Here is a 21,049-nt window from a genome sequence, read left to right as displayed (position 1 = left end):
TCCGCACGTGATGAAAGCGGTGCTCAGCGCCGTCCTCTTCGATATGGACGGCACGCTGGTCGACAGCGAGAAGCTGTGGGATGTCGGCATGCACGCGTTGTACGCGCGCATGGGCGGGGTGATGACCGAGGAATTCCGGGAGTCCACGGTCGGCGGCTCGGCCGAGAGTGTGATGCTGCAGACCTATCAGGATCTGGGCCTGGAACCACATCCGGCGGCGATGGCCGAGTCCATCGAGTGGTTGCACTCCTACGTGGGCGGCCTGTTCGAGGGCGGATTGCCGTGGTGCGACGGCGCCCGCGAACTCCTCGATGCGCTGCACTCGGCCGGGATTCCGATGGCCCTGGTCACCAACACCCGCCGCGACCTCACCGAGAAGGCCCTGGACAGCATTGGCAGGCACTACTTTTCGACCACGGTGTGCGCCGATGAGGTGCCGCGTGGCAAACCCGCGCCCGATCCGTACCGGCGGGCCGCACACCTGCTGGGGCTGGCGCCGGCACATTGTCTGGCGGTCGAGGACTCCATCACCGGGACCACCTCCGCCGAGGCGGCCGGCTGCCCGGTGCTGGTGGTGCCCAACGATATTGCGGTGCCCGCCAGCGCACGCCGGCACCTCATCTCCGCCCTGACCGACGTCGATGTGGCCGCCTTGGCCGATATCCACTCGGGACTCGTCACCGAAGTGGCCTGACACCGGTCCGGTCTGTGCGATGGTGATTGCTGCACCATCACGCAACGGCGCGGGGAAGGACTGCTCATGTCTCACGGTCCGGTAGGGGGAGACGGTCCGTCCGCCTTCGGCGACGAGAAGTTCACGTCGGGCACCAGCGCCGTACGCATCGCCTCGGTGGCGGCCCTGGGTGGTCTGCTGTTCGGCTACGACAGCGCCGTCATCAACGGTGCCGTGGCGTCCATCTCACAGGATTTCGGCATCGAGGGCCTCACGCTGGGCAACGCGGTCGCCTCGGCGCTGCTCGGCGCCGCGGTCGGCGCCATGACCGCAGGCCGGATCGCCGACCGCATCGGACGGATCACGGTGATGAAGATCGCCGCGGTGCTGTTCTTCATCAGCGCCATCGGCACCGGTCTGGCGCCGAGCGTCTGGGTACTGGTCGTCTTCCGCGTCATCGGTGGCATCGCCGTCGGCATCGCATCCGTCATCGCGCCCGCCTACATCGCGGAGACGTCGCCGCCACGGATCCGAGGCAGACTCGGCTCGCTCCAGCAGCTGGCCATCGTGTCCGGCATCTTCCTGTCGCTGGCCGTCGACTACGTCCTGGCACAGATCGCCGGTGGCGCCAACGAGACGTTGTGGCTCGGGCTCGATGCCTGGCGCTGGATGTTCCTGGTCATGATGGTGCCCGCCGTCGTCTACGGGCTGTTGACGTTCACCATTCCCGAGTCGCCGCGTTATCTTGTTGCCAGCCACAAGATTCCGGAAGCCCGCAAGGTGTTGAGCATGCTGCTGGGCGAGAAGAACCTGGAAATCACCATCGACCGGATCAAGGAGACGCTGGAACGCGAGGACAAGCCGTCCTGGCGCGACCTGCGTAAGCCGGGCGGTGGCTTCCTCGGCCTCTACGGCATCGTATGGGTCGGTCTGGGCCTGTCGATCTTCCAGCAGTTCGTCGGCATCAACGTGATCTTCTACTACTCCAATGTGCTCTGGGAAGCGGTCGGGTTCTCCGAAGGCGACTCGTTCGTCATCACCGTCATCACCTCGGTGGTGAACATCGTCACCACACTCATCGCGATCGCCCTGGTCGACAAGATCGGACGCAAACCGCTGCTGTTGATCGGTTCGACGGGCATGGCGGTCTCGTTGATCACGATGTCGGTCATCTTCGGCACCGCGTCGCTGGACGCGGCGGGCAAGCCGTTCCTGGGTGACGTGGCCGGACCGGTGGCACTGGTCGCCGCCAATGTGTTCGTCATCGCCTTCGGCATGTCGTGGGGTCCGGTGGTGTGGGTGCTGCTCGGCGAGATGTTCCCGAACCGCATCCGCGCGGCGGCGCTCGGCGTGGCCGCCGCCGGCCAGTGGGCGGCGAACTGGTTGATCACCGTCTCGTTCCCCAAGCTCAGCGACCACCTGGGCGTGGCCTACGGGTTCTACGGACTGTGCGCGGTGCTGTCGTTCGTGTTCGTCTTCAGGTGGGTACGCGAGACCAAGGGAGTGTCCCTGGAGGACATGCACGCCGAGGTGTTGCACGAGGCCAAGGGCTAGCGGAGCCTCACAACAACCGCAGACCGCCGGTGATCGGGTCCAAGCGCTCGGCGGTATCCGGGCCGATGGCCGCGCAGGTGGGCGTCGGCACCCCGCCGAACTCGGTACGGCCGGAGTCGACGATGCCACGGGTGATCAGCCCCGCCGCCTGTGCCGTGGCCATCACCTCGGACAGCTCTTCTGCGCTGCCGACGCCGACACAGATCTTGGTGAAGTGACTGTTCAGCCATTCGGCGACGCGCGGATCGCCGAGGTTCTCGACGACGGCGGCCACGGCCGCGTGGGCGCCCTGGGCGACCATCTTGCCCTTGCGCATGTTCAGATCGGTGCGCATCACGATGATCTGTTTCACGGCCCCCATCATGGCGGCCCCTGCGAATCCGGTCGCGCGCGCATGAAAGAATCGCAGGTCGTGAAGACCTTCGACGGCCTGTTCGCCGAGCTCAGTGAGAAAGCGCAGTCCCGCCCCGCGGGCAGCGGTACCGTCGCCGCGCTGGATGCCGGCGTGCACGGACTCGGGAAGAAGATCCTGGAGGAGGCCGGCGAGGTCTGGCTGGCGGCCGAGCACGAGTCCGACGAGGCGCTCGCCGGGGAGATCAGCCAGCTGCTGTACTGGACGCAGGTGCTGATGCTGTCCCGCGGCCTGACTCTCGACGACGTCTACCGGAAGCTGTGATGACTACTCTTCGCGTCGCCGTGCCGAACAAGGGCGCGCTCAGCGAATCGGCCGCCGAGATCCTGTCGGAGGCGGGCTACCGCCGCCGCACCGACCCCAAGGACCTGACCGTCGTCGACCCGGCGAACAATGTCGAGTTCTTCTTCCTGCGGCCCAAGGACATCGCCATCTACGTCGGGTCCGGCCAGCTCGATCTCGGCATCACCGGGCGGGATCTGGCCGCCGAGTCCGACGCCCCGGTGCGTGAGCGGTTGGCACTGGGCTTCGGCGGATCGACCTTCCGTTATGCGGCACCCAAGGGCCGCGACTGGACCGAGAGCGACCTCGCGGGCAAGCGGATCGCCACGGCCTATCCGAGTCTGGTTCGGAAAGACCTGGCCGCCAAAGGGATCGACGCCACGGTGATCCGGCTGGACGGCGCGGTGGAGATCTCCATCCAACTCGGGGTGGCCGATGTGATCGCCGATATCGTCGGTTCCGGTCGCACCTTGGGCCTGCACAATCTGGTCGCCTTCGGTGACTCGCTGTGTGATTCCGAGGCCATCCTGATCGAACGCGCCGACACCGCCCCGGACCCCGCGCGCGATCAGCTGGCCGCCCGGGTGCAGGGCGTGGTGTTCGGGCAGCAGTACCTGATGCTCGATTACGACTGCCCCCGCGACGTATTGGAGCGGGCCACCGCGGTGACACCGGGGCTGGAGTCGCCGACCATCGCACCGCTGGCCGACCCGGACTGGGTGGCCGTTCGCGCGCTGGTCCCGCGGCGCGAGGTCAACTCGATCATGGATCGGCTGGCCGCCATCGGCGCCAAGGCGATCCTGGCCTCCGACATCCGGTTCTGCCGATTCTGATACACCCGGAACAATGACTGGGAGCGTGTTAGCGTCCCGGGTATGACCGTGGTGGTGGTTCTGCTGCTCGCGTTGTTGATCGGTGTGGTGGCCGGACTGCGGGCGCTCACCCCGCCGGCCGTGGTGGCCTGGGCCGGGGCGCTCGGCTGGATCTCGCTGGAGGGCACCTGGGCCGGGTGGATGACCCACCCGATCACCCTCACGGTGCTCACCATCCTGCTGGTCGTCGAACTGGTCACCGACCAGCTGCCGTCGACCCCGAGCCGAAAAGTGCCGCCGCAGTTCAGCGCTCGGTTGCTGACCGGTGGGTTCGCCGCGGCCGTACTGGTCACCGGCGCGATCTATCAGGCCAAGACCGGCACCATCATCTCCGGCATCGGCGCGGGCATCGTCGGTGCGGTGCTGGGCACCCTGGGTGGATCCGAGGCACGCACCCGGCTGGTGGCCCGCATCGGCGGACGCGACCTGCCGATAGCCCTGACCGAAGACGTGATCGCCGTCGTAGGCGGCCTCGCCGTCGTCGCCGCCGCGTCACTGCTCTAGGCTGCGGGAACACGATGGTCAGCGACACAACGACTTTCGACGCCATCATCATCGGCGCGGGCCAGGCCGGCCCGCCGTTGGCCGGCCGGCTGACCGACGCCGGCCAACGGGTCGCCGTCATCGAACGCAAACTGGTCGGCGGTACCTGTGTCAACAGCGGGTGTATCCCCACCAAGACGCTGGTGGCCAGCGCGCACGCCGCACACTCGGCCCGGCGCGGGGCCGAATACGGGATCGGCACCGGTGCCGTCACCGTCGACATGGCAAAGGTGAAGGCCCGCAAGGACAAAATCATGCTCGACGACCGCCACGGCGTCGAGGATTGGCTCGACGGCATGGACGGGGCCACGCTGATCCGCGGGCACGCCCGGTTCGTCGACCCGCACACCATCGACGTGGACGGCACCCTGCTGCGGGCCGACCGGTTCTACCTCAACGTCGGTGGCCGCGCATCGGTGCCCGACCTGCCGGGCCTGGACGGTGTCGACTACCTCACCAATGTGTCCGTCCTGCAACTGGACGCGGTGCCCGAACATCTCATCGTCATCGGCGGCAGTTACATCGGGCTGGAGTTCGCGCAGATGTACCGGAGGTTCGGCGCCGAGGTGACGATCATCGAACGCGGTCCCAGGCTGGCCTCCCGCGAGGACGAAGACGTCTCCGAAGCGATCAGGTCGATCCTGGAGGCCGAGGGCATCGCGGTACACACCGGCGCCGCCGACATCCGATTCGCCAAGCGTGACAACGGGATCGCGGTCACCCCGAAGGCCGATGCCGAACCCGTGCTGGGCAGCCACGTGCTGGTGGCCGTGGGGCGCAGGCCCAACACCGACGACCTCGGACTCGAGCACGCCGGGGTGCAGACCGACGCCCGGGGCTATGTCGTGGTGGACGACCAGCTGCGCACCAGCGTCGAGCACATCTGGGCGATGGGGGATTGCAACGGAAAGGGTGCGTTCACCCACACCTCGTGGAACGACTACGAGATCGTCGCCGCCAACCTGCTCGACAACGATCCGCGCCGGGTCAGCGATCGCATCACCACCTACGGCCTGTTCATCGATCCGCCGTTGGGACGCGCCGGGATGACCGTCGAGGAGGTGCGCCGTTCCGGGCGCAAGGCGCTGGTGGGCAAGCGTCCGATGACCCGGGTGGGTCGTGCCGTCGAGAAGGGCGAAACCCAGGGCTTCATGAAGGTCGTTGTCGACGCCGAGACCGACGAGATCCTGGGGGCCGCCATCCTCGGCGTGGGCGGGGACGAGGTGGTGCACCTGATTCTCGACGTGATGACTGCGAAGCTGCCCTACACCGCCATCTCGCGCACCATGCACATCCATCCCACGGTCAGCGAACTGGTGCCGACGGTGCTGCAGGAGCTCACGCCGCTGCAGTAGCGGCCCGGCCGGCGAGCAGCTGGGCGGTGACCACCGTGACCCGGTGTCCGAGGTGTTCGCAGGTGCGCACATCGGCCGGGTGCACCTGGTCGGAATTCGCGTCGACATCGGTCTGCGCGCCCGCGCCGAGCCAGAAACCGAGCCGGTTCAGGTCGTGCTCGCTGCCACCGGCGCCGTTCCAGCCTGGGCTCAAACCCAAACTGACCCAATGCATATGGTGTTGGGCGGCGAACACCGACAACGAGATGAGGGCGGCCACCTTGTCGCCGCTCTTGGCACCGGAATTGGTGAACCCCGCCGCGACCTTGTCGCGCCATGTGCCTTCCATGCAGCGCCGGCCGGTCTGCTCGGCGAAGGCCTGGAATCCGGCCGAGACATTGCCCATGTAAGTCGGCGTGCCGAAGATGACCGCATCGGCGGCATCGAGGGTGCCCCAATCGGCGGCGGTCAGCTCGTCGACCCGCAACATGGCGACCTGTGCGCCGCCCCGTCGTGCGCCTTCGCCGACCGCCCGGGCCAGGGTGGTGGTGTGCCCGAAGCCGGAGTGGTAGGCCACCGCGACGGTGGGTGGGATGTCAGCCATGGTGGTCGTCTCCTTTGATGGCGTAGATCGATTGGGCGAGTTGCTGATAACGCTGCGACCAGGCGGGCAGGGGTGTGCCCTGCAGATGGGCGGCCAGCCGGTCCAGGAAGGCGTGGGTGCCGGGCCGGAAGCCGCCGGCATTGCGCACGCCGAGCCCTCGGTGGATCAACCGGAGCCGGGTGCCGTCATTCTCGGGATGCAGTTCGTAGCGCACGAATCCGGGTTCGACGATGCGCTGATTCCATTCGTGTTCGAAGACCCGCGGCGGGTCCCAGACGGTGATGCGCCCGGTCATCCGCTTGGCCTCGGTGGGTGCGGGTGGGTCGGCGGGGACCATGTCGATCCGACCGCCCTCGCGAGGGTCGATGACGGTGTGGCCCATCCACTGGGCACGTTCGGCCGGTTCGGTGATCGCCGCCCAGACCGCTTCGACCGGATGCGGTAGCCATCGTTCGAAACGCAAGGTGGCGCGATCCCCGTCGATGACGAGTTCGCCTGGGATGTCGGTCATTTCGGTTCTCCGTGCACGGTATCGAGGTGTCGTTGCAGGGCATCGAGGTGATCGGACCAGAAGTGGCGGTAGCCGTCGATCCATTGATCCATCTCGGCCAGCCCGTCGGCGCGCAGCGCGTAGACCCGGCGCTGGGCGTCGGCGCGCACCTCGACGAGGCCGACCTCGCGCAACACCTTCAGGTGACGCGACACCGTCGGCTGGGTCAGGCTCGGCAGCGTCGCGACGAGTTCACCGGCGGTGCGCTCACCGGTGCGCAGCGCGTCGAGCAGGGTGCGCCTGCTGGGTTCGGCGACGGCCTCGAACACATCCATGTGCCCATATATTACATTGCGTCTATATAGACGCAAGAGAATATTCTAGTCTTGCGCGGCCGGAACCGCGATGGCACCGGCCGCAACCTGCGCCGACAGTTCGTCGCGCAGGGTCTCGGCGGCGGCAAAACCGTTGGCGTATTCGGTGCGGACATGCTTGTACTCGCGTTCGACCTGGACCGGCCAGCGCGCCAGGCCGCACGCCCGGGCGACCAGCATCAGCGGCAACACCAGCAGCTGCAACGCAGCATCGACCAGCCAGATGACCAGGACCAACACCACCGCGAGTGAGTAGAAGACCAGCTTGCCCGCGCCGATCGCCAGCCAGAGCACGACACCGACCGTCAGCTGCAGTACCTGCAGCACGATCCCCGGCTCTTTCGTCTCCTGCGCCGGTGCAGCGTCAGCTGCGTCGGTGGCCGCGGCGTCGGATGGACTGTGCAGCATCTCCCGCAACGAGATGGGACGTCGCCACGGCAGCACGCGCCGCCGGACGGTCCAGGTGGCGCCGTCCGGGCCGTCGATGCGACGTTCGGCCACCGGCTATCTCCGCTGCACCAGTAGCGTCTGCGCGGACGTCCCGATGAATCCGTGGCGGTCGAAGATCTCGGCGTTCGTCACACCGATGCCGTCCGGGCCGATCGAACCGCGCGAGCGCAACGCGAAGTCACCACCCACCGGGGCGCGGTGCAGATGCACGGCGGTGTCGGTGTTCATGAACACGAATTCGTCAGGGTCCAGCGCCGCGCCCACACCGTTGGCGGAGTCGACCACCATGGCCATCCGCTGCAGATCGGTGAGCGGTTCGTCGTCGACGAGGGGGACCAGGGGGCTCATCCACGTCACCGCCGCCTCACCGGGCCCGGTGTGTTGGGCACGCCAGCTCACCGTCTCCAGATAGCCGGGGGCACCCGCCCAGCCGTGCGGGTTGTCCCTCGCCTCGCCTTCCACCAGCGGTGGATAGCGGTCGGTGACGGCGTCCCGGGTGTCGCTGGTGGCGAGCAACCAGGCGCTGACGGTGGCCACCGCACGGTCCGTCCCGTCCGGCCGGGTGGCCAGCATCTCGGCGTCGACCTTGGCGATCCGCGCGCCCGGGCGCACCACCCGGGCGCGCACTTTCACCGGCGCCACCGGAATGGCGCCCAGGATGTCCAGCAGCAGCCGCCCGACGCGCAGCTCGGGACGGTCGGCACACAGCTGCTCGATGGCCTTGGTCATCAGCGCCAGCGGCGGTGAGCCGTGCTGGATCGCGCAATCCCAATTGCTCGCCGTACCGAGGGTGGACTCGAACACCTCGAGGTCGCCGTCCGAACCGGCCCGGCGGTAATGGCAGTCGATCATGCGGCCGGCTCGCCCGCGCCCGGCCAGCCGGGATACACCGGGGGAGTGCCGCCGAAGGCCGGACAAAGCTTCTGATGGCTGCACCAGTCACACAGCCGGGACGGCTGCGCGCGGAAATCGCCTGTCGCGCCCGCGGATTGGATGGCCCGCCAGATCGCCGTCAGGGTGCGCTCGAAACGCTCCAATTCCGCCAGCTCGGGGGTGTAGTCCAGGATCTGTCCGTCGGCGAGGTACACCAGCCGCAGTCGCGCGGCCAGCACGCCGCGCGACCGCAGCAGCGCCACCGCATAGAACTTCATCTGAAACAGTGCCTTCGCCTCCGCGAAGGGAACGCGGCCGGTCTTGTAGTCGACGACCCGCAGCTCGCCGGTGGGCGCAACGTCGATCCGATCGACGAAACCGCGCAACAGCGTGCCGTCGGCCAGTTCCACCTCGACCCGTTGCTCGCAACTCTGCGGGTCGAACCGGGTCGGATCCTCCAACCGGTAGTAACCCGACAGCAGCTTGCGGGCGTCAGCCAGCAAGGCGTCCCGCTGCGCGGGCTCCAACTCGGACAGCTCGGGCGACTCGGCCAGCACCCGATCCCACGCGGGGCCCACCAGTGCCAGCGCGGCATCCTGGACCCGTTCGGCGGTGGGCAGCGTGTAGAGCTGCTCCAGCACCGCGTGCACCACCGATCCGCGGACCTGTGCCGTCGACGCCGGCTCGGGCAGGCGGTCGATCGCCCGGAACCGGTAGAGCAGTGGGCACTGCTTGAAATCTGCGGCGCGCGACGGCGACAGCGCCGGCCGGCGCAACGTCAGGGGCTCGCTCATGACCCTCAGCCTAGGTTCACCCACCGACAACGGTTAGCAGGTGCGGCGGCGTTTCTGGCAGGCTGACACTCCGTGTCCATTACCGGTCCTTTCGTCGTCGGCGATCGTGTTCAGCTCACCGACGCCAAGGGGCGGCATTACACGATGGTGCTGGCCCCCGGTGCGGAGTTCCACACCCACCGCGGAGCCCTTGCCCATGACGACGTGATCGGGCAGCCCGAGGGCAGCGTGGTGAAGTCCGCCAACGGCGACCCGTTCCTGGTGTTGCGCCCGCTGCTCATCGACTATGTGCTGTCCATGCCGCGCGGTGCCCAGGTCATCTACCCCAAGGATGCCGCCCAGATCGTGCACGAGGGCGACATCTTCCCCGGTGCGCGGGTACTCGAGGCCGGCGCCGGGTCCGGCGCCCTGACCTGCTCGCTGCTGCGGGCGGTCGGACCGACGGGTCAGGTGGTCTCGTACGAGGTCCGCGACGACCACGCGGTGCACGCGATCCGCAATGTCGAGACGTTCTTCGGCGAGCGGCCGGCCAACTGGGATCTGCGGATAGCCGACTTGAACAGCCACAGCGGTGACGGCGAGATGGATCGCATCGTGCTGGACATGCTCGCGCCCTGGGACGTGCTCGGCACGGTGGCCGGCGCCCTGGTGGCCGGTGGTGTGCTGATCATCTACGTGGCCACCGTGACGCAGTTGTCGAAGACGGTGGAGGCGTTGCGCGAACAGCAGTGCTGGACCGAGCCGCGGTCCTGGGAGACGCTGCAGCGCGGCTGGGACGTGGTCGGCCTGGCCGTCCGCCCGCAACACAACATGCGTGGCCACACCGCATTCCTGATCAGCGCCCGCAAGCTGGCGCCGGGCACGGTGACCCCGACGCCGCTGCGCCGCAAACGCCAGGTTTGAGCCGGCTACTCGTCGGTGCTGCGGCGGAATCCGCGCCGCACCGAGTGCAGCTGGAACTCGGGATGGTCACACTCCAGCCAGCCGATCCACATCAGCGCGGCGGGTCGGCGGGGCCGGGCAACGGTGTCTGCCGGCTCATCTCCAGCAGCTGATCGGCCGTGCTGCGGGTGAGCTGCCAGCCGCTGCCGGCGCGGGTGAACTGCATCGGGTACACGAAGGGCGCCGCCTGCGGGCCGGCCGAGGTGACCGTGATGGTGGCCACCACGTCGCCGGGCTGGCCCTGCGCCCAGGCGAGGTCGGCGGCCAGGAAGGTCAGCGGGGCGAGGCCGTTGTCGGCCAGCGCCCGGCCGAAACTGTCCAGCGAGGCGGCATCATCGGGCGTCGCATACTGCACGAGCGGGACCTTCTGCGCACCGGGAACCGAAGGGTCGGCGAGTCGGACGAGCACGTCGGTGAGTGCCTCGGGGGCGGGCAGGGCCGCCTGGCCCGGCGGCGGCGCAATAGAGCTGACGGTGGCGGTGGGCGCCGGCGGGACGGTGTCGGCACCGCACCCCGACAGCCCGAGCGCCGCCATCGAGATGGCGGCGCTCAGAACTGCTACCGGGTAGCGGCGCAATTGCTCGGCTTGTGGTCAGACCGCCGACAGCAGTGCCAGCGCCGAGTCCTTGGAGACCTGCCAGCCGGTCGGGCTGGGACCTGCGACGAAGGTCACTGCCTGGGAGGCCGAGGCGCCGGTGGCCGCGGTGGCGGTGACGTTGGCCGTCGCGAAGCCTTCGCCCTCGTCGATCCCGTCGAGGGCGAAGGTCAGCGGGAACTGGCCCTTGGCCGCGGCGTTCCGGTAGGCGCGATCTGCGGCGATGGTCTCGAAACGGCCCAATCCGCCTTGGATGTAGGCAGCTTTGCCGGAGAACGATCCGGGGCCCGCCAGGGCGTTGAGAGTCTGTGCCAGCGGTGACTCCAGCTGCGGTGCCGGGGCCTGCGGCATCGGCGTCTGCCACCCGGCCGGAGTGACGGCGGGGGCAACGGAAGTCAGAGTCCCTGCCGCGGCGGCGGCCACGACTGCGGCCGCGGCCATACCGGTAACGAGGGATTTCAGGATCACGGTGGTCCTTTCCATGGGGCCAGCTCATCAAAGGTTAACAAGCGTTGCTGGTGTGTCGAATTCCTAGACCGCACACAAAGGCTGAATCGCCGGTAGCTTTGAAGTTGTTACTGCGCCAACATTCGGTGCGGGAGGGAGCGCAACATGAGCGAGTCAGAGCGTCCTGACGAAATCGGAACGTCCATCTCCAGTGACGAGGCTGCCGAATTGGAGCAGCTGCGCCGCGAAGCGGCCGCGCTGCGGGAGCAGCTCGAAGATGCCGTCGGAGCGTCGAGCGGATTGCGGACCGCTCGCGATGTACACCAGCTCGAGGCCCGTATCGACTCCCTGGCGACCCGCAACGCCAAGCTGATGGACACCCTCAAGGAGGCCCGGCAGCAGCTGCTGGCCCTTCGCGAAGAGGTCGACCGGCTGGGGCAACCGCCCAGTGGTTACGGCGTCCTGCTGGCCACCCACGAGGACGACACCGTCGACGTGTTCACCTCCGGGCGCAAGATGCGGCTCACATGCTCGCCCAACATCGAGACCAGCAGCATGAAGCAAGGGCAGACCGTGCGCCTCAACGAGGCCCTGACGGTGGTCGAGGCCGGCGCCTTCGAGGCCGTCGGTGAGATCAGCACGCTGCGCGAGATCCTGTCCGACGGGCATCGCGCCCTCGTCGTCGGTCATGCCGACGAGGAACGCATCGTCTGGCTCGCCGAGCCGTTAGTGTCGGCGGAGTTCCTGCCCGAGGGTGTCGAGGTCCAGCTCGACGAGGACGACAAGCCCCGTAAGTTGCGGCCCGGCGACTCGCTGCTGGTCGACACCAAGGCCGGGTACGCCTTCGAGCGAATCCCCAAGGCCGAGGTCGAGGATCTGGTGCTGGAGGAGGTGCCCGACGTCAGCTACGGCGACATCGGCGGCCTGACCCGCCAGATCGAGCAGATCCGGGACGCCGTGGAACTGCCGTTCCTGCACAAGGATCTCTACAAGGAGTACGCACTGCGGCCGCCCAAGGGTGTGCTGCTCTACGGTCCGCCCGGGTGCGGCAAGACGCTGATCGCCAAGGCCGTGGCCAACTCGCTGGCCAAGAAGATGGCCGAACTACGCGGCGAGGAGTCCCGGGAAGCCAAGAGCTACTTCCTGAACATCAAGGGTCCCGAGCTGCTGAACAAGTTCGTCGGTGAGACCGAGCGGCACATCCGGCTGATCTTCCAGCGCGCCCGGGAGAAGGCGTCCGAGGGCACCCCGGTCATCGTCTTCTTCGACGAGATGGACTCGATCTTCCGCACCCGCGGCACAGGCGTCAGCTCCGACGTGGAGACCACTGTTGTCCCGCAGCTGCTTTCGGAGATCGACGGTGTCGAAGGCCTGGAGAACGTCATCGTCATCGGCGCCTCGAACCGGGAAGACATGATCGACCCGGCCATCCTGCGGCCCGGCCGCCTGGACGCCAAGATCAAGATCGAACGCCCGGACGCCGAAGCGGCACAGGACATCTTCAGCAAGTACCTCACCGAGAACCTGCCGGTGCACGAGGAGGATCTGGCGGAGTTCGGCGGTGACCGTCAGCTGACCATCAAGACGATGATCGAGAAGGTCGTCGAGCGGATGTACGCCGAGATCGACGACAACCGGTTCCTGGAAGTCACCTACGCCAACGGTGACAAAGAGGTCATGTACTTCAAGGACTTCAACTCGGGCGCCATGATCCAGAACGTGGTGGACCGGGCCAAGAAGTACGCGATCAAGTCGGTGCTGGAGACCGGCCAGCGTGGCCTCCGGATCCAGCATCTACTGGACTCGATCGTCGATGAGTTCGCCGAGAACGAGGACCTGCCCAACACCACGAATCCCGATGACTGGGCCAGGATCTCGGGCAAGAAGGGCGAGCGGATCGTCTACATCCGCACGCTGGTCACCGGCAAATCGTCCAGTGCGAGCCGGGCGATCGACACCGAGTCCAACCTCGGGCAGTACCTCTAACGGTCGGCCACCCCGGCGGCGATCGCGCGTAGCTCCTCGAGCACCAGCGCGATCGCCGGCCGGGCATCCGCACCGGCGCGGGTCACCGCTTCGATTCGCCGGGCCAACCGGATGTCACCGATCGGCCGGCGCACCAGGTCGCGCGCCAGGGTGACATGACGGGGCATCAGCGCGATGCCCACCCCCGCCGAGACCAGTTCCTCTACCACCCGGAAGTCGTTGACCCGCTGGGTGATCCGCACCGGCACCCCGGTCAGCGTGGCAATCGAATTGAACACGTCGTCGACCATCAGCCCGCCTTGCACACCGATCCAATCGGCCGAGGCAAGATCGGACAGCTGCACCCGCTCCTGGGCGGCCAGCGGATGGCCCGGCGGCAGCAGCACATCCAACGGTTCGCGCATCAGCGGGATTGCGCTGTACCGCGCACCCCATGGCGCCGCATCGCGGTCATCGCGGTGCACCACCACGACATCGAAGTCGGTCAGTTGGGTGGGAGCCCGCGCGGCGGGGACGTCGATATCGCGGCCGACGACATCGACGCCGCGACGGCCGGCGCGGATGATCAACGGCGCCAACAGCATCGCCGCCCCGGACGGGAAGAACGAGACGCTGACCTCGCCGCGCGCAGTGGTCCGGTAGGCGTCCATCTCGGCCACTGCGCGGTCCAGCGCGGCCAACACCGCGTCGGCGTGGCCGACCAGCACCCGCCCGGCGTCGGTGAGCCGCACCCGCCGCCCGGCCGGTTCGATGAGCGGCATGCCCGCTTCCCGCGCGAGGACCTTGAGCTGTTGGGAGACCGCGGACGGGGTCATCGACAGTACGTCGGCGACGGCGGCCACGGTGCCATGGTCGGCGAGCTCGCGGAGCATGCGCAGCCGGTGAACATCCATGTAGCGATGCTACATGGATGAGTAAGAATCATTAGATTGACTGAAGACTGGGCGGCATCCAGGCTGAGCGCATGCGTTCGGTCGATCTCGCCCTGCTTGCGGTGGCCGCGGTGTGGGGTTCCAGCTATCTGGCAGCAAAGGAGACAGTCACCGCGGATTCGGTGTTCGCTTTCCTGGCGCTGCGTTTCGGTCTCGCGGTGCTGGTGCTGGCGGTGCTGCTGGGTGGTCGAGTGCGCCGGATCGGCCGGCCCGAGTTGCGCTCCGGCGTACTGTTCGGCACGGTGCTGACCGCCGTCCTGATGTGCGAAACCTACGGCGTCACCATGACATCGGCGTCCAACGCCGGATTGATCATCGCCCTGACCGTCGTCATCACCCCGATGCTGCAGCGTGCCGCCGTACCACCGATCTTCTACCCGGCCGCCGGCGCCGCCGTGCTGGGATGTGCGCTGCTCACCCAGTCCGGTGGACTGTCCCCGCCCGGCGCCGGCGACGCCCTGGTGGCCACCGCGGCCGTGCTGCGGGCGGTGCATGTCACCGTCATCGACCGCAGCACCGCCCGCCGCCGGAGCGGCTCTGCCGCCACGACTCTGGTGCAGCTGGCAACGGTCGCCACCCTGTCGGCGATACCTGCGGCCGCGGACGGTCAATGGGCGTCGGTGGCGCACATGTCCGCAACCGATTGGGCCCTGACGGTGTATCTGGCCGTCGCGTGCACCGTATTCGCGTTCGGGGTACAGATGTGGGCGTTGCGGCGGACCAGCCCGGCACGGGTCAGCCTGCTATTGGGCACCGAGCCGCTGTGGGCCGTGCTCGTCGGCATCGGGCTGGCCGGGGACCGGTTGTCGGCCGTCGGTGTGCTGGGTGCGGTCCTGCTGCTCGGCGGAACCAGTTGGGGCCGTGTTGTTCTGACCCGCTTCCAACTCCAGGTAGGCGTCCCGGCCGGCGAGGCTGACCGCGACATCGGCGATCAGCGGATCGAAGAACCGCTGCCGGTACAGCGGGTCGACACTGGTACTGACGGTGAAGTACAGCCCGGACAGCACCGCGACGAACAGCGAGGTGTGCACGACGGTCTGCGGTATCGGGATGTGCACGCCGAACCACGTCCCGGCGCACGGCGGTGCGCCGACTGCGCAGGTCTGCTCCGCCGACCACAACACCGTCACCTCGTCGGGGACCGCGATGATGCCCAGCGCCAGGAAGAACGCGAACAGCCCGGCGGTGAACAACACGACCTGAATCGCCTGTGATACCACCATGATCGCCACCACGTTGATGTTCTCGGCCGTCGACAACGGTGTGCGGGCGGGCTGGTGCCCGGGCGCCGGCTGCAGCACGGTGCCCGCCAGCAACCGGGCCGGATCGGTCTGCTCGGCCCGGTCGTCGCGCAGTGCCTGCACCTCGTCGCGGATGGTGGTGACGACGAAGACCAGGGCCACCAAGGCCAGGAAGCCGATGGTCTGCCAGAGTCGCTGCCGCGTCATCCGGGCAGCCAGCTGCCACAGCTCGCCGGTGAAATAGACCACCACGGTCAGCATCAACAGCGGCAGCGCCCGACTCATCAGTGTGCCCAGTGCGCCGAGCTGGATCCAGGCGAACCGGAAGGCCCAGGCCGCGATGGACCCGAAACCCAGATAGGTCAGCCAGATCGCCACCAGCGATATCACGATGAACAACGGGGCCTCGGCGGCCGCCGCGCCGGACCAGCCGTTGACCGTGACCGGCATGACCACCACGAAGAGCGCCATCACCACCCAGGCGCCCGACCGCCGGCCGGAGTCACCGAGTCGGCTGTCCAGCCGGTGCAGCATCGTCAGCGCGAACGGCGCGGCCAGCAGTACCGCCGCGATCACCCCGAGCCGCACCGCGTACCCGTAGTCGGGACTCTCGTCGGTGATGTCTGCCAGCAGCATCATCACCGCGGTCAGTGCGCCGACGGCGGAGATCATCGGTGCCGAGCGCTCGACGAGCGCGCGGGACCGAACCCGCCGGGCCAGCACCAGCGGCAGGCCGCGATGCAGGAACCACTCGTGCACCTGTGCTTTGTCGGCTACCACGGCGGAGGACACCGCCATATTGTCGGCGATCTGGTGCAATCTGGGGGAGATGCGACGAGAACTCCTGCGACCGGCGAACTGGGGGATCTCCGCCCGGTCGGCCTTCGTGGCGGCCAGTGTGGTCTTCGTCGCGCTCGGTATCGCCGGGCTGGTGCTGTCCGCGGTGCTCTACCGGTCCATGCTCAGCGGGGTCGACAACGCCGCCGCCGCGCGGGTGGCCGAGGTGGCCGCGGGGATCGCCGGCGCCGGCCCGGCCGCCCTGGACGACGAGTTACTGGCCACCGATGAGCGCATCGTGGCGGTCCAGGTCATCGACTCCCAGGGCCGGGTGGTGCTGCGGTCGGCATCGGCACCCGACGCCCCGCTGATCCCGGTCGGCGAGCTCGGCACCGGCACCCGGATCGGGATGCCCGAGCTCGCCTCGCAGTACGGGCACATCCGGTTCAGCGCCCAGTCGGTGGACGACCCGCAAGGCCTCGGTTACACCGTGCTCGTCGGTGAGGGCAGCAGGGTGGTGACGGCCACTGTCGGCACCGTCGTGGTGGCGCTGGCCATCGCCGCGCCCGTCGTCATCGCCGTCTCGGCGGCGGTCACCTACCTGCTGGTCCGCCGGTCGCTGCGGTCGGTGGACGAGATCCGATCCCGGGTCGCCGCCATCACCACCTCCGATCTCACCGGCCGGGTGCCGGTACCCGACAGCCGCGACGAGATCGCCGCACTGGCGGTGACGATGAACGAGATGCTGGCCCGGGTCGAGGCCGGGCATGCCGCCCAGCAGCGCTTCGTCGGCGATGCGTCACATGAGCTGCGCAGCCCGCTGGCCACCATCATCTCGGCGCTCGAGGTGGCCCAGGCCCACCCCGACCTGTTGGATGCCGACCTGGCTCAGCACACCCTGATGCCCGAGGCGCAGCGGATGGCGGCGCTGATCGACGATCTGCTGCTGCTGGCCCGCGCCGACGAACGCGGGTTGACCGTGCAATTCGGCGATGTCGACCTCGACGACCTGGCCACCGGCGCCGCCCGGGAGTTGCGGCGCAGCACCGACTTCACCGTCGACTGCGAGGTGCAACCGGCGCGGGTCACCGGGGACGCCGCTGCCCTGGCCCGGGTGCTGCGCAACCTGTCGGACAACGCCGCCCGGCACGCCGCGTCCGTCATCGAGATCACCGTGCGATCCACCGACGGCACCGCCGTGCTCACGGTCGGCGACGACGGGCCGGGAGTGCCGGAGCAGGATCGCCTGCGGGTGTTCGACCGCTTCGTGCGATTGGACGGCGACCGCTCACGCAGCGCGGGCGGAAGCGGCCTCGGGCTGGCCATCGTCGCCGAAATCGTTGCGGCGCATCACGGCCGGGTCTGGCTGGAGGCACGGCCGGGTGGCGGCACCCGGGTGCTGGTCGCGCTGCCGACAGCCAGCCGGTAGCCGACCCCGCGGACGGTCTCGATGGTGTTGGTGCCGAACGGCACATCGATCTTGCGGCGCAGATAACCGACATAGACCTCCACGACGTTGTCCGGCCCGTCGTAGTGGGTGTCCCACACGTTGTGCAGCAGTTCGGACTTGGTGACGGCGACGTCCTTGTTGCGCATCAGGTACTCCAGCACGCCGTATTCGCGCGGGGTCAGTGCGATCGGCGTGTCCGCGCGGGACACCACCCGGTGCACCGGGTCCAGTGTCAACGTGCCCGCGGTGATCACCGCGGGCCGCTGTGCGGTGCTGCGGCGCACCAGGGCACGCAACCGCGCGACCAGCACGATGAACGAGAACGGTTTGGTGAGGTAGTCGTCGGCACCCAGGTCGAACGCATCGGCCTGGTCGTAGTCACCGTCCTTGGCAGTCAGCATGAGCACCGGCGTCCATACCTCGCGGCCGCGCATCCGGCGCAGCACCTCGTAGCCGCTGAGGCCGGGCACCATGATGTCCAGCACGATGACGTCGAACTGGTGCTCGGTCGCCTGCCGCAGCCCCTCGATCCCGTCGGCCGCCTCGGTCACCGTGAATCCTTCGGCACGCAGCCCGACGGAGAGGGTGGATCGCAACCTGGCTTCGTCCTCGACGATCAGTAGTCTCATGGCGCTTTCATGTCTACCTGCCCCGGCGCCGGGCGGGTCCGCAGCCGATAGCGGTCGCGGGCGTCCAGGGTGAGGGTGAGGTCGTCGATCAACGGGTCCAGGAACCGGCGGCGGTAGTCGGTATCGCCGGCGGCGCGCGCGCTGATGTACATGAACGTCATCGCACCGAGGAACATGCTGGTCTGGATCAGCGCCTGGGGGATGGGCAGTGTCATCCCGAGGATCACCCCGTCGCTGGCCCCGTTGCGGGTCCACTCGGCCAGCAGCCTCGGCGTCAGCAGGATCAAGCCCAGTACCCCGAAGATGACGGTGGTGACCAAGGACACCGCCAGCACCTGCAGCACCTGGGACATCACCAGGACGAACACCACGTTTACCCGTTCCAGACCGGACAGCCGCACCCGCTGCGCCGGGGCGGGCAGTCCGTGGAACGGCGTGTCCAGCAGGGCGCCGTCGACCTTCTCCGGCCTCGTCGACGAGGTCAGGATCGGACGGACCCGCTCGATGGTGGCCGACGTGATGAACGCGACGGCGATGGCGCCCAGGAAAATCAACGCCAACCAGAGCCTGGGACGCGGCACGTAGGCCGCCATCAGCCACACATAGGTGTTGAAGAACACCAGCACCGTCAGCAGGATCACCGGCAGCGCCCGGGCCAGCAGCCCGCCGATCAGCGACAGATTGTGCAGCGTCGCGCCGAGCGCCAGCCCCAGGATCGAGCCGATACCGGTCGCCGTCAGCGCCAGGATCACCACGATCAGCGCGGCGACCAGCAGCAGGTTGGGTACGACATACGCGCTGGGACCGCCGAAGACGGCACCGGCCAGGCACACCAGCACCGACACCGCGGCGGCGCCGGTGCGTCCGCGCCAGCTGCCGATCCGGCTGACCCGCCAGCCCACCACCGCCGCCACCGGCAGCACCAGGACCAACAGCCCCAGAATGAACCACTCGCCACGGGTCGGCGTGCCGTCGATATCGATGGTGTGCTGGTGGGTGAGCGTGACCACGGCGACCGAATTGGCCATGAACACCGCCAGCATCGACAGCGCGGCAGCGCTGCGCTGCCAGAGGTGGCTTGCCAGGACCCCGGGTCGCAAGACGGTGGGCAGCCCCCGTCGCAGGAACCAGGCGTGCGCCTCGACCAGGTCCACCGTCTCGTCTCCTTCGTCGTGGCCCCGGCGGCCCTCGCTGACATCGGCCGGGCAGGCGTCGCTAGGGTGCAACTTATGCAACGGATTATCGGAACCGAGGTGGAATACGGCATCTCGTCGCCGTCGGACCCCACCGCGAATCCGATCCTCACCTCGACCCAGGCGGTGCTCGCCTACGCCGCAGCGGCCGGCCTGCAGCGTGCCAAGCGCACCCGGTGGGATTACGAGGTCGAGTCCCCCTTGCGCGATGCCCGCGGCTTCGACCTGTCCCGGTCCTCGGGACCGCCGCCCATCGTCGACGCCGACGAGGTGGGCGCGGCCAACATGATCCTGACCAACGGCGCCCGGTTGTACGTCGACCACGCCCACCCGGAGTACTCGTCACCCGAGGTGACCGATCCGATGGACGCCGTCATCTGGGACAAGGCCGGCGAGCGCGTCATGGAGGCGGCCGCGCGGCATGTGGCCAGCGTGCCCGGAGCGGTCAAGCTGCAGCTCTACAAGAACAACGTGGACGGTAAGGGGGCCTCCTACGGCACCCACGAGAACTACCTGATGAGTCGGCACACGCCGTTCTCTTCGGTGATCGCCGGACTCACACCGTTTTTCGTGTCCCGCCAGGTGATCACCGGCTCAGGCCGGGTCGGTATCGGCCCGTCAGGGGACGAACCGGGTTTCCAACTCTCCCAGCGCGCCGACTACATCGAGGTCGAGGTCGGCCTGGAGACCACGCTCAAGCGCGGCATCATCAACACCCGGGACGAGCCGCACGCCGACGCCGACAAGTACCGCAGGCTGCACGTCATCATCGGGGACGCCAACCTCGCCGAGACGTCCACCTACCTCAAGGTGGGCACCGCCTCCCTGGTGCTCGACCTCATCGAAGAGGGCCCGCGCCACGGTCTCGACCTGTCCGACCTGGCGCTGGCCCGGCCGGTGCACGCCGTGCACGTCATCAGCCGCGACCCGTCGCTGCGCGCGACCGTCGCACTGGCCGACGGTCGCGAACTGACCGCTCTTGCGCTGCAACGTATCTACCTCGAGCGGGTGGCCAAGCTGCTGGAGCACCGCGATCCGGATCCGCGCGCGAACCATGTCGTGCAGACCTGGGCCGAGGTGCTCGACCTGCTGGAGCGCGACCCGATGGAATGCGCGGAGATCCTGGACTGGCCGGCCAAGCTGCGCCTGCTGGAGGGTTTCCGGAACCGGGAGAACCTGTCCTGGTCGGCTCCACGGCTGCATCTGGTCGACCTGCAGTACTCCGACGTGCGCCTGGACAAGGGCCTGTACAACCGGCTGGTGGCCCGCGGCTCGATGAAACGCCTGGTCAGCGAGCAACAGGTGCTCGATGCGGTGGACAATCCACCGACCGATACCCGGGCCTACTTCCGCGGTGAATGCCTGCGCCGTTTCGGGGCCGATATCGCCGCGGCGAGTTGGGACTCGGTGATCTTCGATCTGGGCGGGGATTCGCTCGTCCGGATTCCCACCCTGGAGCCGCTGCGGGGAAGCAAGGCGCACGTGGGCGCGTTGCTGGATTCGGTGGACAGCGCCGCCGAATTGGTGGAACAGCTCACCACGTAAGGCCTTGCTATACCGGGCAGGAAGCGTGTTGACCGGTAGTGTGAAAGAACCGATCGT

Annotated in this window: 24 protein-coding genes and 2 pseudogenes; 12 read left to right on the top strand and 14 right to left on the bottom strand. The window is 68.2% G+C overall.

What is annotated here, in order from left to right; translation table 11 throughout:
- Positions 1 to 10 precede the first annotated feature (10 nt).
- Both ACXPWS_RS17320 and ACXPWS_RS17315 read left to right on the top strand, forming a co-directional pair.
- Complete coding sequence (locus ACXPWS_RS17320; RefSeq protein WP_458707846.1) at positions 11 to 694, top strand: HAD family hydrolase; 684 nt, start codon at positions 11 to 13, stop codon at positions 692 to 694.
- A 66-nt stretch (positions 695 to 760) separates the two neighbouring features.
- On the top strand, positions 761 to 2,227 hold the full coding sequence (locus ACXPWS_RS17315; RefSeq protein ID WP_458707845.1) for a sugar porter family MFS transporter: 1,467 nt from the start codon (positions 761 to 763) through the stop codon (positions 2,225 to 2,227).
- 7 nt (positions 2,228 to 2,234) lie between these two features.
- Here ACXPWS_RS17315 and pth2 read toward each other — a convergent pair whose 3' ends face one another.
- Positions 2,235 to 2,579, bottom strand: coding sequence for an aminoacyl-tRNA hydrolase (gene pth2, locus ACXPWS_RS17310; protein WP_458707844.1), 345 nt, complete (start codon positions 2,577 to 2,579; stop codon positions 2,235 to 2,237).
- 42 nt (positions 2,580 to 2,621) lie between these two features.
- Here pth2 and ACXPWS_RS17305 point away from each other — a divergent pair, with 42 nt between their 5' ends.
- The 4 genes from ACXPWS_RS17305 to ACXPWS_RS17290 are packed head-to-tail and all read left to right on the top strand — an operon-like array spanning position 2,622 to position 5,691.
- Positions 2,622 to 2,903: a phosphoribosyl-ATP diphosphatase gene (locus tag ACXPWS_RS17305; protein WP_458707843.1), complete on the top strand. Its 282-nt coding sequence runs from the start codon at positions 2,622 to 2,624 to the stop codon at positions 2,901 to 2,903.
- The gene (gene hisG, locus ACXPWS_RS17300) at positions 2,903 to 3,754 is read left to right on the top strand and encodes an ATP phosphoribosyltransferase (RefSeq protein WP_458707842.1); all 852 of its coding nucleotides are present in this window, start codon (positions 2,903 to 2,905) and stop codon (positions 3,752 to 3,754) included. The genes ACXPWS_RS17305 and hisG overlap by 1 nt, the downstream gene beginning before the upstream one ends.
- Positions 3,755 to 3,796: 42 nt before the next feature.
- A complete protein-coding gene (locus ACXPWS_RS17295) occupies positions 3,797 to 4,297 on the top strand; it encodes a DUF4126 family protein (protein ID WP_458707841.1) in 501 nt (166 codons plus the stop codon).
- A 14-nt stretch (positions 4,298 to 4,311) separates the two neighbouring features.
- Positions 4,312 to 5,691: an FAD-containing oxidoreductase gene (locus ACXPWS_RS17290; RefSeq protein WP_458707840.1), complete on the top strand. Its 1,380-nt coding sequence runs from the start codon at positions 4,312 to 4,314 to the stop codon at positions 5,689 to 5,691.
- On the opposite strand, the gene ACXPWS_RS17285 is transcribed toward ACXPWS_RS17290, so the two are convergent.
- The 6 genes from ACXPWS_RS17285 to ACXPWS_RS17260 are packed head-to-tail and all read right to left on the bottom strand — an operon-like array spanning position 5,675 to position 9,255.
- Positions 5,675 to 6,274 carry a flavodoxin family protein gene (locus ACXPWS_RS17285; protein ID WP_458707839.1) on the bottom strand — a complete coding sequence of 200 codons (600 nt, stop codon included), beginning with the start codon at positions 6,272 to 6,274 and terminating at the stop codon, positions 5,675 to 5,677. The genes ACXPWS_RS17290 and ACXPWS_RS17285 overlap by 17 nt on opposite strands.
- The gene (locus ACXPWS_RS17280; protein ID WP_458707838.1) at positions 6,267 to 6,785 is read right to left on the bottom strand and encodes an SRPBCC family protein; all 519 of its coding nucleotides are present in this window, start codon (positions 6,783 to 6,785) and stop codon (positions 6,267 to 6,269) included. Before ACXPWS_RS17280 ends, ACXPWS_RS17285 begins: the two co-directional genes overlap by 8 nt.
- Positions 6,782 to 7,099 (bottom strand): ArsR/SmtB family transcription factor, encoded by a 318-nt coding sequence (locus ACXPWS_RS17275; RefSeq protein WP_458707837.1) that lies wholly within the window; start codon positions 7,097 to 7,099, stop codon positions 6,782 to 6,784. Before ACXPWS_RS17275 ends, ACXPWS_RS17280 begins: the two co-directional genes overlap by 4 nt.
- Positions 7,100 to 7,144: 45 nt before the next feature.
- A complete protein-coding gene (locus ACXPWS_RS17270) occupies positions 7,145 to 7,639 on the bottom strand; it encodes a hypothetical protein (RefSeq protein ID WP_458707836.1) in 495 nt (164 codons plus the stop codon).
- A 3-nt stretch (positions 7,640 to 7,642) separates the two neighbouring features.
- Positions 7,643 to 8,440 carry a thioesterase family protein gene (locus tag ACXPWS_RS17265; RefSeq protein ID WP_458707835.1) on the bottom strand — a complete coding sequence of 266 codons (798 nt, stop codon included), beginning with the start codon at positions 8,438 to 8,440 and terminating at the stop codon, positions 7,643 to 7,645.
- Positions 8,437 to 9,255 carry a RecB family exonuclease gene (locus tag ACXPWS_RS17260; protein ID WP_458707834.1) on the bottom strand — a complete coding sequence of 273 codons (819 nt, stop codon included), beginning with the start codon at positions 9,253 to 9,255 and terminating at the stop codon, positions 8,437 to 8,439. The genes ACXPWS_RS17265 and ACXPWS_RS17260 overlap by 4 nt, the downstream gene beginning before the upstream one ends.
- Positions 9,256 to 9,327: 72 nt before the next feature.
- Here ACXPWS_RS17260 and ACXPWS_RS17255 point away from each other — a divergent pair, with 72 nt between their 5' ends.
- Positions 9,328 to 10,158 (top strand): tRNA (adenine-N1)-methyltransferase, encoded by an 831-nt coding sequence (locus tag ACXPWS_RS17255; RefSeq protein ID WP_458707833.1) that lies wholly within the window; start codon positions 9,328 to 9,330, stop codon positions 10,156 to 10,158.
- Between the two features lie 91 nt (positions 10,159 to 10,249).
- Here ACXPWS_RS17255 and ACXPWS_RS17250 read toward each other — a convergent pair whose 3' ends face one another.
- Together ACXPWS_RS17250 and ACXPWS_RS17245 are read right to left on the bottom strand one after the other, a co-directional pair.
- Complete coding sequence (locus ACXPWS_RS17250) at positions 10,250 to 10,774, bottom strand: hypothetical protein (RefSeq protein ID WP_458707832.1); 525 nt, start codon at positions 10,772 to 10,774, stop codon at positions 10,250 to 10,252.
- Between the two features lie 15 nt (positions 10,775 to 10,789).
- Entirely contained in the window at positions 10,790 to 11,260 is a 471-nt protein-coding gene (locus ACXPWS_RS17245; RefSeq protein WP_458713571.1) for a hypothetical protein, read from the bottom strand.
- A gap of 144 nt (positions 11,261 to 11,404) precedes the next feature.
- Between ACXPWS_RS17245 and arc the strand changes: the two genes are divergently transcribed.
- On the top strand, positions 11,405 to 13,225 hold the full coding sequence (arc, locus tag ACXPWS_RS17240; RefSeq protein ID WP_458707831.1) for a proteasome ATPase: 1,821 nt from the start codon (positions 11,405 to 11,407) through the stop codon (positions 13,223 to 13,225).
- On the opposite strand, the gene ACXPWS_RS17235 is transcribed toward arc, so the two are convergent.
- Positions 13,222 to 14,118, bottom strand: a complete 897-nt coding sequence (locus ACXPWS_RS17235; RefSeq protein ID WP_458707830.1) for a LysR family transcriptional regulator — start codon at positions 14,116 to 14,118, stop codon at positions 13,222 to 13,224. The two genes, arc and ACXPWS_RS17235, sit on opposite strands and share 4 nt — an antisense overlap.
- 71 nt (positions 14,119 to 14,189) lie before the next feature.
- On the opposite strand from ACXPWS_RS17235, the pseudogene ACXPWS_RS17230 reads away from it, so the two are divergent.
- A pseudogene (locus ACXPWS_RS17230) lies at positions 14,190 to 14,450 on the top strand (EamA family transporter); the annotation flags it as partial.
- Between the two features lie 80 nt (positions 14,451 to 14,530).
- Here ACXPWS_RS17230 and ACXPWS_RS17225 read toward each other — a convergent pair.
- Complete coding sequence (locus ACXPWS_RS17225; protein ID WP_458713786.1) at positions 14,531 to 14,704, bottom strand: hypothetical protein; 174 nt, start codon at positions 14,702 to 14,704, stop codon at positions 14,531 to 14,533.
- Here ACXPWS_RS17225 and ACXPWS_RS17220 point away from each other — a divergent pair.
- Positions 14,634 to 14,948 (top strand): annotated as a pseudogene (locus ACXPWS_RS17220) (EamA family transporter); the annotation flags it as partial. The gene ACXPWS_RS17225 and the pseudogene ACXPWS_RS17220 overlap by 71 nt on opposite strands.
- Here ACXPWS_RS17220 and ACXPWS_RS17215 read toward each other — a convergent pair.
- A complete protein-coding gene (locus ACXPWS_RS17215; RefSeq protein WP_458707829.1) occupies positions 14,901 to 16,196 on the bottom strand; it encodes a hypothetical protein in 1,296 nt (431 codons plus the stop codon). The pseudogene ACXPWS_RS17220 and the gene ACXPWS_RS17215 overlap by 48 nt on opposite strands.
- Before the next feature lie 31 nt (positions 16,197 to 16,227).
- On the opposite strand from ACXPWS_RS17215, the gene ACXPWS_RS17210 reads away from it, so the two are divergent.
- Positions 16,228 to 17,604, top strand: a complete 1,377-nt coding sequence (locus ACXPWS_RS17210) for a sensor histidine kinase (RefSeq protein WP_458707828.1) — start codon at positions 16,228 to 16,230, stop codon at positions 17,602 to 17,604.
- Here the strand turns inward: ACXPWS_RS17210 and ACXPWS_RS17205 are convergent.
- Both ACXPWS_RS17205 and ACXPWS_RS17200 read right to left on the bottom strand, forming a co-directional pair.
- Complete coding sequence (locus tag ACXPWS_RS17205) at positions 17,526 to 18,254, bottom strand: response regulator transcription factor (protein WP_458707827.1); 729 nt, start codon at positions 18,252 to 18,254, stop codon at positions 17,526 to 17,528. The two genes, ACXPWS_RS17210 and ACXPWS_RS17205, sit on opposite strands and share 79 nt — an antisense overlap.
- Positions 18,251 to 19,489: a hypothetical protein gene (locus tag ACXPWS_RS17200; RefSeq protein WP_458707826.1), complete on the bottom strand. Its 1,239-nt coding sequence runs from the start codon at positions 19,487 to 19,489 to the stop codon at positions 18,251 to 18,253. Before ACXPWS_RS17200 ends, ACXPWS_RS17205 begins: the two co-directional genes overlap by 4 nt.
- Here ACXPWS_RS17200 and dop point away from each other — a divergent pair.
- Positions 19,484 to 20,992: a depupylase/deamidase Dop gene (gene dop, locus ACXPWS_RS17195; RefSeq protein ID WP_458707825.1), complete on the top strand. Its 1,509-nt coding sequence runs from the start codon at positions 19,484 to 19,486 to the stop codon at positions 20,990 to 20,992. The two genes, ACXPWS_RS17200 and dop, sit on opposite strands and share 6 nt — an antisense overlap.
- Positions 20,993 to 21,049: the final 57 nt, after the last annotated feature.

The sequence above is a fragment of the Mycobacterium sp. BMJ-28 genome (assembly GCF_054404835.1).
This window is presented reverse-complemented; position numbering and strand designations above follow the sequence as displayed.